We start from the raw sequence: 16,359 nt of genomic DNA, 5'->3' as shown, positions 1-16,359 counted from the left end.
CGGTAGTCGGATAGTTTGGTTTCAAGTTGAAACCGAATCGAAGCGTAGGATATCGGGTTTCAAGTTGCAACCAAAATAGAGGGCCACGGCAATCGACGGACATTCGGCGCGTTGGTGCTGGATGATGTGCCGGAACGGGAAAATGCCGGAATATATAGGCCAGATGTACGAACTGGAGTGCCAATGAGGCCCGAATCGGCCATGGCGTTCGTTGATCGGGAACAGTCGAGCCCCGCGCGATTGATCTTTCGTGTGACGAGTTTTATATTGCAACCATTCATTTCAACGAGCGTAACCGCCGTTCCGCCCGCATTCCCGGAACGGCATCGCCTCATGCATCGATGAACAGACGAACCACGCACGAAGATTCCCTTTGCGGCGTTGCCCGCCCGCTGGACGCGATCGGCGACTGGTGGTCGCTGCTGATCGTCCGCGACGCGTTCGACGGGTTGCGCCGCTTCGGCGAATTCCAGAAGAACCTCGGGCTGGCCAAGAACATCCTGGCCGCGCGTCTGCGCAACCTGGTCGCGCACGGGATCATGGACATCGTGCCGGCCGCGGACGGCGGCGCGCATCACGAATACGTGCTGACCGAGAAAGGGCGCGGCCTGTTTCCGCTGCTCGTCGCATTGCGGCAGTGGGGCGAGGATTTCTTCTTCGAACCCGACGAGGCGCACGTGCTGCTCGTCGACCGGAAGACCGGGCTGCCCGTCAGGAAGCTCGAGCTGCGTTCGCAGGACGGGCGCGTGCTCGGGCCGGAGGACACGGTCGTGTTGCCGCCGCCGGACTGACGCGCCTGACGCGCGGCGATTGGCGATCGCGTTACCGCTTCAACAGCGCATGCGCGTGCACGATCTGCTCGGCGAGCTGGTTGATCGAGATGCGCCGCTCCATCGCCTGCGAGCGGATCTGCTGATAGGCCTCTTCCTCGCTGATCGCGTTGTGCTGCATCAGCAGCGTCTTCGCTTCCTGCAGCGTGCGAGCGGACATCACGCGCTGTTCCAGCTGCGCGATGCGGCGCCGGTATTCGTCGTGTCGTCGGCTCTGGTGACACGCGAGCGCCATCGCGCTCAACAGGCCGAACGAACGCACCGGCGTCGTTACCGCGCTCTGCGCGTCGATGCGCAGCATCAGTTCGAGGATCGTCGGGCTTTCGTAGGTCGTGACGGCAATGAGCGGCGGCCGCGCATCGTCCTCGAGCCACGGGATCGACAGGTGCAGCAGGTCGGGCCGGACCGCGAGGATCACGAGGTCGACGCTCTCCGGCAGCGCGGCGGGCGGCGGCCAGCGCTGCTCGCTCGGGCAACCGATGCGCGAGAGCTGCTCGACGAGCAGCAGGCCGTTGTCGTCATCCGGGTAGTACACCATCACGCGCAGCGAGCGCAGTTCGGCGAGCAGGCGCGGCGTCGAGCGGATCGGGGTGCGGGCGCGCATCGTCGGTTACGCCTTCTGTTCGTCGGGCGCGTGCACGCGGTCGCCGAGCGAATGCGTGACGAGGTACGGATCGGGATGCACGCGCCGCGTCGCTTCGCGCACGATCGTGAAATTGCCGTCGGCCGTCGCGCAGCCGATGCGCGGGTACAGGCACGTGTGCTGCGTGAGCCGGTCGATCTTCACGCGGCCCTGCGGCGCGTCGAATTCCGCGTCAGCGAGATGTTCGACGAGCCGGTCGCGCTGGTCGGTGCCGGCGCGCGCGAGCGCATTGGCGAACAGGTGTACCTGGAAGTACGCGGCTTCCCACGGCGCGGAGGCGTTCGCGTCGTCGCCGAAGCGCGCCTTGAGCTGCGCGATGCAGCGCCGGTTCACGTCCGAATCGATGGTCTGGAAGTAGGGCGACGACGTGTAGTGGCCGGCCGCGGCCGCGCCCATCTGACCGAGCTCGATCTCGGAGGTCGTCAGGCTCGCGATCGGCATCCTGCGTGCATCGAGACCGGCTTGCGCATACGCACGGTAGAACGCGGCCGTGCTGTCGCCGACGAGCGTGCTGAACACGAAGTCGGGCGCCTTCGCGCGGATGTCCTCGACGACCGCCGCGAAATCCTGCTCGGACGCGACGAGCGGCATGTAGACCTCGCCGAGGATCTGGCCTTCCGGATGCTGCGTGACGAGGTCGATCATGATGCGGTTCGACTCGTACGGGTAGATGTAGTCAGACCCGACGAGATACACGCGCGCACCGAACTGCGCGGTCATGAACGCAGCGAGCTGCACGCTGTTCTGGTTCGGGGCCGCACCCGTGTAGATCACGTTCGGCGAGAACTCGAAGCCTTCATAGAGCGTCGGGTAGAACAGCAGCTTGTCCCACTTCTCGACGATCGGAATCAGCGCCTTGCGGCTGCTCGACATGTATCCGCCGAACAGCACGTTCACGCGCTCGGTGGCGATCAGTTCCTCGGCGAGCCGCGCATAGACGGCCGGGTCCGAACAGGCGTCGCGCACGACGGGCACGATCTCGCAGCCGCTCGCGCCGCCCGCTTCGTTGATCTCGGCGATCGCCTGCAGCGTGCCGCGCAACTGGCTCCGGCCAAGGTGCGACGTGCATCCGCTCTGCGAGAACAATACGCCAACCTTCACACTGTTCATTCGGTCGTTCCTGTCTCTTCCGGGTGGGGCCGTCACGCGGTCAGTCGTCCGGCCGCGTGCGCGACGACGGCCGGCAATGCGTCGCCGTTCGCCGCGTGCACGCAGCGCGGGCCGACGCCAAGTATTGTAGACAACCCGGGCGGCTCGCCGAACGACAGACCGGCAATCGCGACACCGCGCCGCCGGCCCTGGCGTGCCGCGTGACGCGCATCCTCGACGAGGTAGCGTGGGTCGAACACGTCGACGTCGGCGGCTTCGCCGTCGCCGATCAGCAGCACGGCGGCCCGCGCGCTCGCGGCTTCGCGGCGCAGCAAGGCCAGCGCATGCCGCAGTGCCGCGCCCGTGCGCGTGCTCATCCCGCTGTCGGCCGCGAGCAGCGCCGCGCGGCGGCCGGCGTCGAACGCCTCGTCGAAATCCTTGAAGCGCACGTAGTACACGCGATGCCGTCCGTCCGACGTGTAGCCGTGCACGGCCCAGCGGCGCCGCTGCCGGTCGAACAGGTCGCCGAGCACGAACGCCGCGCGTTTCTCGAGCGTGGCGACCTGCGCGGCCGTCGACGCCGACAGGTCGAGCAGGATCAGCACGGGCCCGCGCGCGTCGTGCGGCACGCGGCGACGGAACACGCGCGGATCGGGCGCGTGCCCGGCGCACCGGGCGATGCGTGCGGCGATCGCCGCATCGACGTCGAGCGCATCGCCGTCGAGCTGGCGGCCCACGCGCCGCAGCAGCTCCGATGCGCGCGCGGCCGGCATTCGCTTTGCCGCGCGCCGGTCGGCGTCGATCAGTGCGGAAAGCGACGGCGGCGGCGCCGACGTGGCGGGCGCGCGTTCGACGATCGTCGTCCAGTCGCGTCGTTCGCGCTGCGTGTGGCAATTCCACTCGGGATAGCGCGGCGCATCGGGTGCGGACGGCGGTGCGTCGTCGCGCTCGTCGCTGTGGCCGCCGGTCGAGGCCGACATCTCGACGCCGTCGTTGCCCGCCTGTTCGGCCGCCGCGGTGGCCGGCCGCGCCCACAGCCACGCGTTGTCGTCGCGATAGGGCAGCCATGCGCCGTCGTCGGGCTCGAAGCGCACGCGCATCTGGCCGAGATCGTTCGCGAGCCTCGACGCAATCGTGCGAAACGCACGGTAATCGTCGAGCGTGTCGCGCCGTTCGGCGAACAGCTGCGCGCCCTTGTCGACCCACGGGTTGCCGTCGCGATACGACGGATCGAACAACGCTTTCGCGAGCCGCGCGCACAGGCAGCCGAACGTGAGCCCTTCACGGCCGATCGGTGCGAACGCCGGCGCCCAGAACGTTGCGAGCCCCGGCCATTCGCGGGCCAGCAGCGCCTCGACGCGCGCATCCTCGATCACGCCGGCGACGGCCGAACCGATCTGCGTCAGCGTGTCGGCCGGCTCGCCGGACGGCGAGTGCCGCCAGTGAGCCAGCGCGTGCGCGGCCGCCGCGATGCGCGCATCGGGCGGCAACGCACGGGGCACGCGCAGCGCGGCATGGCCGAGCGTCGCGCGCGGCGCAGCGTCGTCGAGGCGCACGTCGGTCTCGTGCGCGGTCATCCCGTGCAGGAAGCGGGCGAGTTGCAGTGCGCTCATGTCGCGAAGTGCGCGGCGGCCATCGTCTGCAACGCGGCACGCGTGTCGGCGTCGTCGGTCGCCGCGTCGCTGATCGCGATCCGGCAGGCATCGAGCGGCGCGAGCCCCGCGACGATCAGCCTTGCCGCGTGCACGAGCAGGCGAGTCGACGCGCCTTCGTCGAGCCCGTTGCCCGCCTGCGCCAGCGCCCGCGTGCGCTGCGCAAGATCGACGAGCCGGCGCGCGGTTTCGCGGTCGGCGCCGCTTTCGCGCACGACGACGTCGGCCTCGTGCGCGGCATCCGGATAGCCGAAGTCGATTGCGACGAAACGTTGCCGCGTCGACGGCTTCAGCCGCCGGTGCTCGCCGTGATAGCCGGGGTTGTACGAGATCACCAGATGGAAATCCGGATGCGCATGAACGACTTCGCCGAGCCGGTCGAGCGGCAGCACGCGCCGAGAATCGGTCAGCGGGTGGATCACGACCGTCGCGTCGGGGCGCGTCTCGACGATCTCGTCGAGATAGCAGATCGCGCCGTGCCGCGCCGCGAGCGTGAGCGGCCCGTCGGCCCAGTAGGTGCCGTCGGCGTCGAGCAGGTGGCGGCCCGTCAGGTCGGCCGCCGACGTGTCGTCGTTGCACGCGACCTGGATCAGCGGCAGGCCCATGCGCCACGCCATGTATTCGACGAAACGCGTCTTGCCGCAGCCGGTCGGCCCTTTCAGCAGGACCGGCAGGTGATGGCGGCAGGCCGTCTCGAACCAGTCGGCCTCGGCACCGGCCGGCTGGTAGAACGGCACATCGGCGATGCGGTGCCCGGCGAGCGGATCGGTGGCCAGCGGCGTATCGCGTGCGCTCATTACCACCTCCCCGTCATCATCAGCATGCCGGGCAGCCAGCAGGTGCCGACGCCGATCGCGATCGTGTAGCCGGGCAGGAAGCGCACGGTCCGCTTCAGCCCGAGCGCGACGAAGAACAGGAACCACAGGCTCGACCACAGCAGCCACATCGCCCCGAAACGCGCGTCGCTCGACGTGCCAGCGTAGACGAGTGCGCTGATCGCGACGAACAGGCAATACCAGCCGAGGCCGGCGCCTTGCAGCCCGCGCCACTGGACGGCGGCGAGGTACAGGTACGTGAACGCGAACAGCAGCCCGCCCGCGCTCGAGAAAAACTGCGGTGGCGCCGACGCCTGCACGAGGCCGGCGAGGTTGATCAGCAGCGCGAGCAGCCCGACGAGCAGGTTCAGGCCGGCCGCGTCGCGCGGTTCGATGCGGCCGGTGAGCGCGACGCCGTTGACGACCAGCACCGCGCCGATGAAGAAGAGAGCGACACCGAGCATGATGAAGGCTCCAGAGTGAGACGGCGCCGTTCGCGCAGGCAGCGCGAACGGCCGGGCGGGGCGCGGGTTCAGCGATGCGCGGGCGCTTCGGACGGAATGCCTTCGATCGGGCATTCGGGCGTGCCGGGTGTCGTGCGTGTCAGGCGTTCGACGGCCTGGCGCGTGCCGTCCGGGTCGTTCACCCAGTTCGCATAGAACTCGAACGGGCATTGCGCGACGCCGTTCGGCGATTCGCCGGAACCGATCTTGCCCGTGTAGCCGCGGTGCAGCAGCTTGTACAAGTGGTTCTGCGACTGCATGTTGCGTCGCGCGTCGCGGATCAGGCTCACCGACAGCTCCGCGTACTGCACGCCGTTCTCTTCCTCGCCGCATTCGCCGAGCGTGCGGCCGTCGAAGCCGACGATCGCCGAGTGGCCGAAATACGAGTACACGCCGTCGAATCCGGACGCATTCGCGACTGCCACGTAGCAGTTGTTCATGAACGCCATCGCTTTCGACACGAGCACCTGCTGGTCCTTCGCCGGGTACATGTAGCCCTGGCAGCGCACGACGAGCTCGGCGCCGCGCATCACGCAGTCGCGCCAGATCTCCGGGTAGTTGCCGTCGTCGCAGATGATCAGGCTGATCTTCAGCCCCTTCGGCCCTTCGGCGACGTACGTGCAGTCGCCCGGATACCAGCCTTCGACCGGCACCCACGGCATGATCTTGCGGTACTTCTGCACGATCTCGCCCTGGTTGTTGATCAGCACGAGCGTGTTGTACGGCGCCTTGTCCGGGTGTTCCTCGTGGCGCTCGCCGGTCAGCGAGAACACGCCCCACACGTTCGCCTTGCGGCACGCGGCCGCGAAGATGTCGGTTTCCTCGCCGGGGATCGTCGATGCGGTGTCATACATCTCCTTCGTGTCGTACATGATCCCGTGCGTCGAATACTCGGGAAACACGATGAGGTCCATGCCGGGCAGGCCGCGCTTGATGCCGACCACGCGCTCCGCGATTTCGCGGGCGTTCGCGATCACGTCGGCGCGCGTATGCAGGCGCGGCATCTTGTACTGGACGACGGCGACGCCGACGGCGTCGTTGCTGCTGGAAATATCGCCATGACGCATGGTGTGCTCCTGGTTCGGGTGAAGACGTGCGCTTTCGAAAGACAAAAAAAAGCCCTTGCCTCGACGAGCGAGGCAAGGGCTTCTTTGCCGGTCCGTTCATCCGACAACGCTGTCGGATAACGGGAATGCGGATGGGCGGCCCGAAACGGGGCCGGCGAAGCGCGGGCTAGCGGGCGCGCGCTGCGCACGATCGTGGGACGTCTTTGTCCGCCGGATCGATGGGATGCACTCTAGGCAAAGTTTTTTTTGGACGCAACATCGCGTATACCCCTGCACGCGGTGAGGGCGCGGCGTGCGCCCGGGATCGTGTATTGCGCCGCGCGATCGAGCGGGGTCGGACGCACGCTTGCGTGTACAACCTTTTTGCGCGATACCGATGCGCGCCAACCCACGCTCAATTGCGCTAACCACGGTCGCTCACCGCATTGCTTTCGAGAAAGCTGTCCACCGCGATCAACGACTGCTCGTCGAGCGTGCCGAGCACGCTTTTCAGCTTCAGCTGCAGCTTCAGCGCGTCGAGATAGCTGTCGAACAGCTTCTGCCGGATGCCCGAGATGTCGCGCCGCAGGTTCAGCGTTTCGTACGTCGTGCTGTAGCCGACCTGATGCGCCTTCATCGACGAATCGTACGCGAGGCGCGCGGCCTGCAGCGACTGCTGCAGCGCGCGGATGCGCTTGCCGACCGATTCGAGCGCGGACAGCGCCTCGCGATGATCGGTGCCCAGTTGCTCCTCGACTTCGCGCAGCCGGTTGCGGTACTGCTCGGTCACGTGCTCGGCTTCCACCTGCCGGTAGTACACGCTGCCGCCGGAGAAGATCGGGATCGTCACCTGCACGCCGACCGCGCTCTGATGGAAGTCGGAGCGATCGGTGAGCCCGCGCAGGTTAGGGTTGAGCCCGCGCGAATACGACGCGAACAGGTCGACGGTCGGCAAGTGCTCGGCGCTGACGCGCTTCGCGGCGAGCCGCGCGACCTGGACGTCGCGGTACGCCTGCCGGTACGCGGGGTTGTCCTGCGGCGCGTATTCGCCCGACGGAATGCGCGGCGACGAGCCGCGCATCGCGAGCCGCGGCCAGCGCGAGAAATCGATCGTCGAACCGAGCAGCGTCTCGTAGCGCGCGCGGCGCGCGTCCACGTCGGTTTGCGCGAGGGCTTCGTCGGATTGCGCAAGACTGCGGCGCGCCTCGATTTCGGCCGTGTCGCCGATCGTCTTCATGCCGAGCTGTGCCATGCGTCGCGTATCGCTTTCGAGCCGGGTGAGCGCGTTCACTTCGTCGTCGGCCGACTGCAGTTTCTCGCGTGCGCTCAGCAGGTCGAAGCACGCGTTCGCGACGCGCAGGATCAGGTCCTGCTTCGCGACCTCGAGCTTCTGTTTCGCCGATTCCTCGTACTCGGTCGCGCGCCGCATGTCGTACAGGTAGGGCACGTTGAACAGCGCCTGCGTGACCTGCGCGGAACCGTATGCGGCATTGCTCGAGCCGCTGACGTCGATGCCGAACAGGTTCGCGTGCGTACCGTAGCGTCCCCATTCGAGTTGAGCGGCGGCCTGCGGCAACATCTGCGCGCGTGCTTCGGGGAATTTCTGGCGGGCCGCATCGTATTCGCTGCGCGCCTGCAGGTAGCGTGGATCGTGCACGACCGCGTACTGGTAGGCGGTGTCGAGGCAGAACGCGCGCGCGTTCGCCGACAGGCCGGCTATCGTTACAGCGAACAATGTCACGGTTGCAAGTCGGGGATTCCACCTAGTCGTAAAACTTGATAGGGAATTACCCGAATTCCGCGTCGCCGATCCGTAATTCGCGCGCCTCGTTTCAAACATGGCCGTCTCCGTCTCCTGCCCGTGCCGCAATGCATTGCGGCGGGATTTAAACGTATTGAAATTGAAATTCAAACAGAATGAATGCCTGCCATCCGTGGCGCACCGGAAAACGCGCCTGTAAGAGTGTGTCCTCCATTGAATTCCGATGCGCCCGCATGATAGCCTGATTTCGGCTCGTAATCGCAGTGATTATTAGATTAACAAGTCGCTAGGGATTAAAAGCCGTTTGTCTTTCAATGAAGGTTCTTTGCATCATCTTTATTTTTTACGAGGAGAGAATGATGAAGGTCATGACGACGGAACAGGTCAGGAATGTGCATGGCGGCGGTGCGATCAGCTCGCTGGGTAGCCTCGCCGTTGACGCCGCGCCGGTGGTGACCGCGCTCGGCCAGTTCCTGCCGAGCCTCGGCAATTACCTGCAGAACCCGAAGACGTTCAATAACACCGGCAAGTAACCGCCGTGCGCGGGGAGGCGCCCCCCGCGCGAAATGCTGCGAAACAGAAGGAAAAGAATCGATCGCCGAAGTGGCAATAAAGCGAATCCGGAATGCATTATTTCCGGTTCGGGCGATTATCAGGAGGCGGGAGTGCCGGATTATCCCCGTAATAAAGTTAACGGCCATTGAGATTGCAATTGGCTGACGGTGGCGGGCATTCCGACAATATAAAGGCCACAACAAATGCGAGACATCACGGAAGAACAGGCCCGCCAGATTCGCGGCGGCGCGTCGCTTTACTCCAATTCGGCCGCCTATACGGTCGATCTCGTCAACCAGTCGATCGGGACCACGCTGCAGGGCCTGATGACCCAGTACCAGACCCGCGCCGTCGAACAGTTCCGGATGTCGCTCGGCTCGTCGCGCTGAGCGGCCCGCCAGGCGGCCGGTAACACCGGTCTTCCGTCGCAGCCGGCAGCGTGCCGGCTGTGCCCTTGCGTATCGCGCACGACCCGCCACGGGCCCGCACCGGCAGGCCCGGGCGGCGTGTCGTCGCGCCTCGGGTGCCCGACCATGCTCTTCAATACGCGTAAAGTCCGTCCGGTCCTGCAGGACGAGGTGACGGAGTGCGGCCTGGCCTGCCTCGCGATGATCGCGTCGTGGCACGGGCGCGAAACGACGTTGCGCACGCTGCGCAACCGCTATCCGGTCCGGATCGATTCCGGGCTGTCGTTCTTCGACCTGATGGAGATCTCGAACGATCTCGGCCTGCGCGCACGCGGGCTGCAGTTCGACGCGGGCGAACTCGACGCGCTCAAGACGCCGTGCATCCTGCACTGGGGGATGAACCACTATGTCGTGTTGACGAAGGTCGGCTACGGCAGCGTGCACATCGTCGATCCCGCGCTCGGCGAAACGAAGCTGCCGCTCGCGCAGGCGCTCACGCACATCACGGGCTACGCGCTCGAACTGAATCCCGATATCGGCTTCACGCGGGCGGGGCAGGCCGACCGGATCCGGCTGCGCGACTATCTCGAAGGGCTGACCGGCATCCGCAAGAGCCTCGCGATCGGCATCGCGGGCGGCGTCGCCGCGCAGCTCCTGCTGCTGCTCGGCCCGTCGTACGTGCAACTGACGATCGACGAGGCGCTGAAGAAGACCGACGTCGACATCCTGTACCTGCTGACGATCCTGTTCGCGATCGTGTTCCTGTTCGACACGCTCTACGCGAACCTCGTCGGCAACATCAAGAGCTACCTGCGCAACATCGTGTCGCAGCAGTTGTCGGCGAACATGGTCGGGCATCTCGCGCGGCTGCCGATCGGCTATTTCCTGTTCCACAACACCGGCGATTCGATCTCGCGCGTGTCGTCGGTGTCGGAGGTCGGGCGGTTTCTCGTCGACGGGCTGGTCGGCGGGCTGCTCAATATCGTCACCTGCACGCTGACGCTCGTGCTGATGCTGTACTACAGCCCGGTGCTGGCCGGCATCAGTCTGGCCGGGATGGTGCTGTTCGCGCTCAGCCGGCTCGCGATCCAGCCGCAGCTGCAGGACGCGATGTCGCAGATCCTCACGCGCGGCGCGGAAGCCGACGCGCTGCTGATCGAGAACATCCGCTCCGCGCACTCGATCAAGCTGCTGTCGGCCGAAACCGCGCGCAGCAGCCTGTGGGTCAACGCGTTCACGCAGAAGCTGCAGGCGATGCGCCAGCAGGAGCGGCTGCAACTGCTGTTCGATGCGGTGTCGAAGGGGATCGTGCACGTCGAGCAGCTCGTGATCGTCACATACGGCGCGTGGCTCGTCATGCACGGGCAGAGCACGATCGGCGTGATCTACGCGTTCATCCAGTACAAGAACCTGTTCGCGGACAAGTTCATCGATTCGATCCAGCTCTACGTGCGCCGCAAGGTGTTGCAGGTGCACATGGACCGCGTCGCCGACGTGTTGCAGACCGAGACCGAGGAACCCGCGCCGGACGCGGTCGTGCGGCCCGTCGACGGTTTCGACGGCACACTTTCCGTCCGCGCGCTGTCGTACACGCCGAAGGGCGGCAACCGCCCGATCCTGCGCGACATCGCGCTCGACGTGCCGGCCGGTAGCAAGATCGCGATCGTCGGCCGCACCGGCAGCGGCAAGACGACGCTGCTGAACCTGATCTGCGGGCTCGTGCGGCCGGAGTCCGGCACGCTGTTCGTCGGCGGCGTCGATCTCGCGGAAGTGAACCTGCGGCAGTACCGCAAGCATCTCGCGGCCGTCACGCAGTCCGACCAGCTGTTTCGCGGCACGATCCGCGACAACATCACGAACTTCGCGCCCGCGCCGCGGATCGGCGCGATGTTCGACGCGGCGAAGCTCGCGTGCATCCACGACGAGATCGAGCGGCTCGACCATCGCTACGACACGCCGCTCGGCGATACGCAGAAATTCCTGTCGGCCGGGCAGATGCAGCGGCTCCTGATCGCGCGGGCGCTGTATTGCGAGCCGCGCCTGCTGATCCTCGACGAATTCTCGTCGAACCTCGATCAGGCGACGACCCACGAGATCTGCCGCAACGTGCTGACGCTGCCGTGCACGATCGTGCTCGTCACGCACGACGCGTCGATCCTGTCGATGGTCGAGCGGATCTACCAGATGCACGACGGCGTATTGACCGACGCGACCGATGCGTGGCGCGCGGCCGAGGAGGCACGGTGATGCTCGGGCGACTCTTCCTGCTCAATCCTTTCTCGTATGCGTTCCTGGTGCGGCGCGCGGTGCGGGCCGTCGCGCTGCGCACGTCGCCGGCGCGCGGGCTGCGGCTGATGCGCTGGTGCTCGGGCGCCTGCCTGCGCTGCTTTCCGTGCATTCGCGAGTCGATCGAGCGCGCGGTCGCATACATGCTGAGCGCGCACCTGAACGACGATCCGCGACGCGTGCGGGACGTGTCGGCGGCGATCGTGCACGAACTGTTCGAAGCGGAATTCGCGGGGCTCAAGCTGCGCACGCACAGCCTCGAATCGATGAAGTCGATGATTGACGGGATGGCGTGCGAAGGCGACGAGCAGCTGCGGGTGGCACTCGCGCGCGGCGGCCCGCTGATGCTCGCGGGGCTGCACTTCGGCAACCTGATGCTGTTCGTCACGAAGCTGCGCTTCATGATCCCCGACGACCGCAAGCTGATGGTGATCCTGCACCGGGATGCGCCCGGCGCGTTCTTCGACGATGCGCTGCGGCTCGTCGCCGAATACGGTGCCGGCGAAGTCGAGTTCATCGACATCGAGGAGCGCGTGCACCTGCGGCGGCTGATCACGAGCCTGCGGCGCGAGGCGCCCGTGTTCCTGCTGTTCTCCGACCTGCACGGCAAGTTCGGCAAGACCAACCGCTGCCGGCTCGGCGGCCGCTGGGTGCGGATGGCCGGCGGCGGCGTGAAGCTCGCGGTCGAGCAGGGGATTCCGCTGCTCGTCGCGTATGCGACGGGCGTGCCGTTCCGCGATCGCTGCGCGGTGCATTTCACCGAGCTCGCGGCCGGCCCGCTCGTGCCGATGCTCGGCGCGGACGACGACGCGTCGCCGGTGCGCGCCACGCACCAGCGCATCGTCGACCGTCTCGAACAGGCGCTCGTGCGGCAGCCCGAGCAGTGGCATTTCTGGGAACACTTCACGCCTTACCTGATGCCGGCGCCGCTGCTCGATGCGGCCGCGCGGCGTCGCTCCTGACGAGCCTGCCCCATGCCGACCTGGAACTCCGCCCTCCGAGAACAGAAGCCGTCGCGCAAGCTCGCGCGCGGCACGACCTTCGGCACCGTGATCCACGGTGTCGTCGACGTGCCGGTGTCGATGCGCTTCTTCTGCTACCTGTCGCTCGCGATGTTCGCGATGTTCGTGACCGCGCTCGTCGAACTGAGCTACGCGAACACCGAGAGCGTACCGGGGATGCTGACGCCGCGTTCGGGGCTGATCGGCGTCAGCGCGCCGCCGGGCTGGGCCGTGCGCGACGTCTACGTCGGCAAGGACCAGCACGTGAAGGCCGGCCAGCGGCTGCTGGCGGTGACGCGCGACACGAGCTTCGTGAGCCAGGCGAACAACGTGCAGGGGATGCGTGCGGCGCTCGACCGGCAGCGCGTCGAGGTCACGCAGCAGATCGACGCGGCACGCCTCGAATACCGGTCGTCGGTACAGCAGATCAACCAGCAGATCGCCGCGCAGGGCGAGAGCCGCGGGCTGATCGGCCGGCAGATCCAGGACCAGAGGCGCATCGTCGACGAGTACGGCGAACGGCGCGCACGCGTGAAGCAGCTGCTCGACGAACAGGTCGTGACGCTCGAGCAGTACAACCAGGTGAACACGCAGTACCTGCAGGCCGGGCAGGCGTACCAGGACCTGCTGCTGCGCCGCGCCGAGCTCGCGAAGAATGCGATGAAGCTGCGCGGCGACCTCGACACGATGCAGAGCAAGTACGACGGTGCGAACGCGGAACTGAAGATCAAGCAGGAGGAGCTGAACGCGAAGGAATACAACATCGACGAGAACGTGAACCAGGTGCTGTACGCGCCGGCCGACGGGCAGATCGTGCGGCTCGACGTCGTGCAGGGCGGCGTGATCGACCCGCCGGGTACGCGTGTCGTCGAGATCCTGCCCGCGAAGGCGGACGGGCTGATCGCCGAGGTCTACATTCCGTCGTCGAAGGCCGGCTTCGTGAAGAAGGGGCAGGAGGTGAAGGTTGCGTACGCAAGCTATCCGGTCGAGAAGTTCGGCACGTATCGCGGCAAGGTGCTGTCGATCTCGCCCGTCGCGTTTTCCGCGAAGGAGCTGAACCTGCCGGGCGATGCCGCCACACCGCAGACCTACTTCAAGACCTGGGTCGAGCTGGCCGACCGCACGCCGGCGTTCGAAGGGCGGCCGCTGTCGCTGCGGGCCGGGATGATGCTGAAGGCCGACATCGTGCTGGAGCGGCGCAGCCTGCTCGAATGGCTGTTCGAGCCGTTGTACCGCATCCGTCAACGCCTGTTCGGCGTGCCGGCCTGAGCCGATGGCGAGCCGGGACACGTACCGCCGCCGTGCGCGGCCGGGCGCCGTGCGTCCGCTGTCGCGCTGGCTCGGCGCGACGTTGTTCGCGTGCGCGGCCGCCGCGCATGGCGCGCCGCCGCCGGACGCGGACGCCGAACCACGCTGGCAGGCCGGCGCCGACGGGATCGGCTTCTGGCCGGGCGGCGACGCGGACGGGTTCGATGCGAGCGCATGGGCGACCGACGCGGGGCCGGCGCGCGGCGGGCGCGGCAGGCACGGCAGACACGAAGAAGAGGCCGACGGGCCGCAACCCGACGCCGTCCCGTTGACGGCGCGCAAGATCACGCTCGGCCAGCGAACCGGCGGGGCGGGGCGCGCATGCGCGGCAGCGCCCGACGACGGCGCGGACGGCATCGGCTTCGACGACGGCGGCGCCGGTGGCGTCGTTGGCGGCTGCGATCCGGCCGCGCCGCGCGACGCGGCGGCGGGCGACATGCCGGCGCCCGGCGTCGTCCATGCCGACCGGATGCCGTACGAACTGCATCCGGTCGATCCGTCGCGGCTGCCCGATCTGCCGGCCGCCCAGGCGCCGCCGTTGCTGACGCAGCTGATGGGCGACGACCGCAACATGGTCGGCCTCGGCTGGCACTTCGTTGGCACGACCGGCCGATCGACGCCCGTGACGACGCACACGGACGCACTCGGGCTGAACAGCTTCGAGAACCAGGGGTCGCAGCTGTCGCTCGGCAACACGAACACGCTGGCGTTCACGCTGACGCACTTTTTCTCGGAGAACTGGGCGGCCGAACTCGGCGCGGGCATTCCGCCGGTGCTGACGCTGCGCGGGCACGGCAGCATCGCGCTGCCGCTCGACCGGATCTTTTCAGGCGTCCAGGGGCGCTTTCCACTGATCGATCTCGCGAACACGCAAAGCAACCCGCTCGCGACCACGCGCGCGTGGCTCGGGTCCGTCGTGTTCAAGTATTACCTCGGCGAGCGCGACGACCGTTTCCGCCCGTTCGCGGGTATCGGCGTCAGCTATACGCGCTTCACGAACACGAACCTGAATCCCGTGTTCCAGCGCAAGCTCGCGTCGCTCGGCGGGCTGCTCGCGGCGGGCGCGGACATCGGCAGTCTGCAGTCGCTGCTGCTCGACCCGGCGCTGTTCCAGCGGATCTGGGATGCCGGCGGCGACCTGCTGCTGTCGGGCAAGACCAACGTGTCGGCGAAGGTGAAGAGCGTGTGGGAGCCGGTGTTCACGGTCGGCGCGAGCTACCAGATCACGCGCCAGTTCTGGATCACCGGCATGGTGACCTATATCCCGTTACGTACGAAGATTACGCTGGATATCGACCAGCCGAACCGGCAGCTCGCGTCGAACACGTTCGATATCGCTGCGAACCCCGTGCTGGCGAGCGTGCTGCTCGCGTTCCGCTTCTGACCGGTGCGCCGGCCCTTTTTCATGAATTTGACGCGCGACGCTGGGATAATGTCGGCGTTTGGCTGCGTCAACGATGGAAGGAGGCCCCATGGGCGACAACGATAACCGCACCGAGACCGACAACCGCACCGATCTCGAATCGATGGAAGCGCGCCAGCGCCGCTTCGAGGAAGACCTGGTCGACGCCTACGACGAAGAACTCGAGATGGAGCTCGACGATCGCCGCTTCGACGACAGCGACGACCTGCTGTTTTCGCAGGAGCGGCGCGAAGCGCGCAAGCAGTATTTCCGCGAGCTGTTCCGCCTGCAGGGCGAACTCGTGAAGCTGCAGGACTGGGTCGTGAGCACGGGGCACCGGCTCGTCGTCATTTTCGAGGGGCGCGACGCGGCCGGCAAGGGCGGCGCGATCAAGCGCATCACGCAGCGGCTGAACCCGCGCGTATGCCGCGTGGCGGCGCTGCCGGCGCCGAACAACCGCGAACGCACGCAGTGGTATTTCCAGCGCTATGTCGCGCATCTGCCGGCCGGCGGCGAAATCGTGCTGTTCGACCGCAGCTGGTACAACCGCGCGGGTGTCGAGCGCGTGATGAACTTCTGTACCGACGACGAATACGAGGAGTTTTTCCGTTCGGTGCCCGAGTTCGAGAAGATGCTCGTGCGCAGCGGGATCCAGATCGTCAAGTACTGGTTCTCGATCACCGACCACGAGCAGGAAGTGCGATTCCAGAGCCGGATCGAGGATCCGCTCAAGCAATGGAAGCTGAGCCCGATGGATCTCGAGAGCCGCCGCCGCTGGGAAGCCTACACGGCCGCGAAGGAAGAGATGCTGCTTCGCACGCACATTCCGGAAGCGCCGTGGTGGGTCGTGCAGGCGGTCGACAAGAAGCGCGCGCGGCTGAACTGCATTCACCATCTGCTGCAGCAGGTGCCGTATCACGAGGTGCCGCACGCACCGATCGACCTGCCGCCGCGCGAGCATCACGAGGACTACATCCGCCGGCCGGTGCCGGACCACATGATCGTCCCCGATACCTACTGAATGACCAACTGACCGGCGACGGGATTCGTCCGGCCACGC

The 16,359-nt window shown here is 66.8% G+C and carries 15 protein-coding genes; 8 read left to right on the top strand and 7 right to left on the bottom strand.

Features of this window, described 5'->3' with window-relative positions; genetic code table 11:
• The first annotated feature begins 341 nt into the window (after positions 1-341).
• Complete coding sequence (locus E9536_RS01435) at positions 342-791, top strand: helix-turn-helix domain-containing protein (RefSeq protein ID WP_027791380.1); 450 nt, start codon at positions 342-344, stop codon at positions 789-791.
• A gap of 31 nt (positions 792-822) precedes the next feature.
• Here E9536_RS01435 and E9536_RS01430 read toward each other — a convergent pair whose 3' ends face one another.
• The 7 genes from E9536_RS01430 to E9536_RS01400 form a co-directional block, all read right to left on the bottom strand.
• Entirely contained in the window at positions 823-1,434 is a 612-nt protein-coding gene (locus tag E9536_RS01430) for an ANTAR domain-containing protein (protein WP_027791381.1), read from the bottom strand.
• Positions 1,435-1,440: 6 nt separating this feature from the next.
• Entirely contained in the window at positions 1,441-2,583 is a 1,143-nt protein-coding gene (locus tag E9536_RS01425) for a transporter substrate-binding domain-containing protein (protein WP_136469138.1), read from the bottom strand.
• 32 nt (positions 2,584-2,615) lie between these two features.
• Entirely contained in the window at positions 2,616-4,175 is a 1,560-nt protein-coding gene (locus E9536_RS01420; RefSeq protein WP_136469137.1) for a nitric oxide reductase activation protein, read from the bottom strand.
• Complete coding sequence (locus E9536_RS01415) at positions 4,172-5,011, bottom strand: CbbQ/NirQ/NorQ/GpvN family protein (protein ID WP_136469136.1); 840 nt, start codon at positions 5,009-5,011, stop codon at positions 4,172-4,174. The genes E9536_RS01420 and E9536_RS01415 overlap by 4 nt, the downstream gene beginning before the upstream one ends.
• A complete protein-coding gene (locus E9536_RS01410; protein WP_021159494.1) occupies positions 5,011-5,493 on the bottom strand; it encodes an AmiS/UreI family transporter in 483 nt (160 codons plus the stop codon). The genes E9536_RS01415 and E9536_RS01410 overlap by 1 nt, the downstream gene beginning before the upstream one ends.
• A gap of 68 nt (positions 5,494-5,561) precedes the next feature.
• Positions 5,562-6,599: an aliphatic amidase gene (locus E9536_RS01405; RefSeq protein ID WP_124531426.1), complete on the bottom strand. Its 1,038-nt coding sequence runs from the start codon at positions 6,597-6,599 to the stop codon at positions 5,562-5,564.
• A gap of 403 nt (positions 6,600-7,002) precedes the next feature.
• Complete coding sequence (locus E9536_RS01400; protein WP_136469135.1) at positions 7,003-8,418, bottom strand: TolC family protein; 1,416 nt, start codon at positions 8,416-8,418, stop codon at positions 7,003-7,005.
• Between the two features lie 278 nt (positions 8,419-8,696).
• Between E9536_RS01400 and E9536_RS41265 the strand changes: the two genes are divergently transcribed.
• The 7 genes from E9536_RS41265 to ppk2 all read left to right on the top strand — a co-directional run bounded on the left by E9536_RS41265 (position 8,697) and on the right by ppk2 (position 16,320).
• Positions 8,697-8,873, top strand: coding sequence for a hypothetical protein (locus E9536_RS41265; protein WP_006479216.1), 177 nt, complete (start codon positions 8,697-8,699; stop codon positions 8,871-8,873).
• 225 nt (positions 8,874-9,098) lie between these two features.
• Positions 9,099-9,284 carry a hypothetical protein gene (locus E9536_RS01395; protein ID WP_027791386.1) on the top strand — a complete coding sequence of 62 codons (186 nt, stop codon included), beginning with the start codon at positions 9,099-9,101 and terminating at the stop codon, positions 9,282-9,284.
• Between the two features lie 144 nt (positions 9,285-9,428).
• Positions 9,429-11,549: a peptidase domain-containing ABC transporter gene (locus tag E9536_RS01390; RefSeq protein ID WP_136469134.1), complete on the top strand. Its 2,121-nt coding sequence runs from the start codon at positions 9,429-9,431 to the stop codon at positions 11,547-11,549.
• The gene (locus tag E9536_RS01385) at positions 11,546-12,550 is read left to right on the top strand and encodes a hypothetical protein (RefSeq protein ID WP_211097450.1); all 1,005 of its coding nucleotides are present in this window, start codon (positions 11,546-11,548) and stop codon (positions 12,548-12,550) included. The genes E9536_RS01390 and E9536_RS01385 overlap by 4 nt, the downstream gene beginning before the upstream one ends.
• Positions 12,551-12,562: 12 nt before the next feature.
• Positions 12,563-13,858, top strand: a complete 1,296-nt coding sequence (locus E9536_RS01380) for an HlyD family efflux transporter periplasmic adaptor subunit (RefSeq protein ID WP_136469132.1) — start codon at positions 12,563-12,565, stop codon at positions 13,856-13,858.
• 4 nt (positions 13,859-13,862) lie between these two features.
• The gene (locus tag E9536_RS01375; RefSeq protein WP_136469131.1) at positions 13,863-15,281 is read left to right on the top strand and encodes an OmpW family outer membrane protein; all 1,419 of its coding nucleotides are present in this window, start codon (positions 13,863-13,865) and stop codon (positions 15,279-15,281) included.
• An 88-nt stretch (positions 15,282-15,369) separates the two neighbouring features.
• Positions 15,370-16,320 carry a polyphosphate kinase 2 gene (gene ppk2 / locus E9536_RS01370; protein WP_027791391.1) on the top strand — a complete coding sequence of 317 codons (951 nt, stop codon included), beginning with the start codon at positions 15,370-15,372 and terminating at the stop codon, positions 16,318-16,320.
• The last annotated feature ends 39 nt before the right edge of the window (positions 16,321-16,359 follow it).

Origin of the sequence: Burkholderia sp. LS-044 (genome assembly GCF_004803625.1) — a bacterium.
In the GTDB taxonomy this organism is placed as follows: Bacteria; Pseudomonadota; Gammaproteobacteria; order Burkholderiales; family Burkholderiaceae; genus Burkholderia; species Burkholderia cepacia.
Note: the sequence above shows the minus strand (reverse complement) of the source record. Positions and strands in the feature narration are given on the sequence as shown.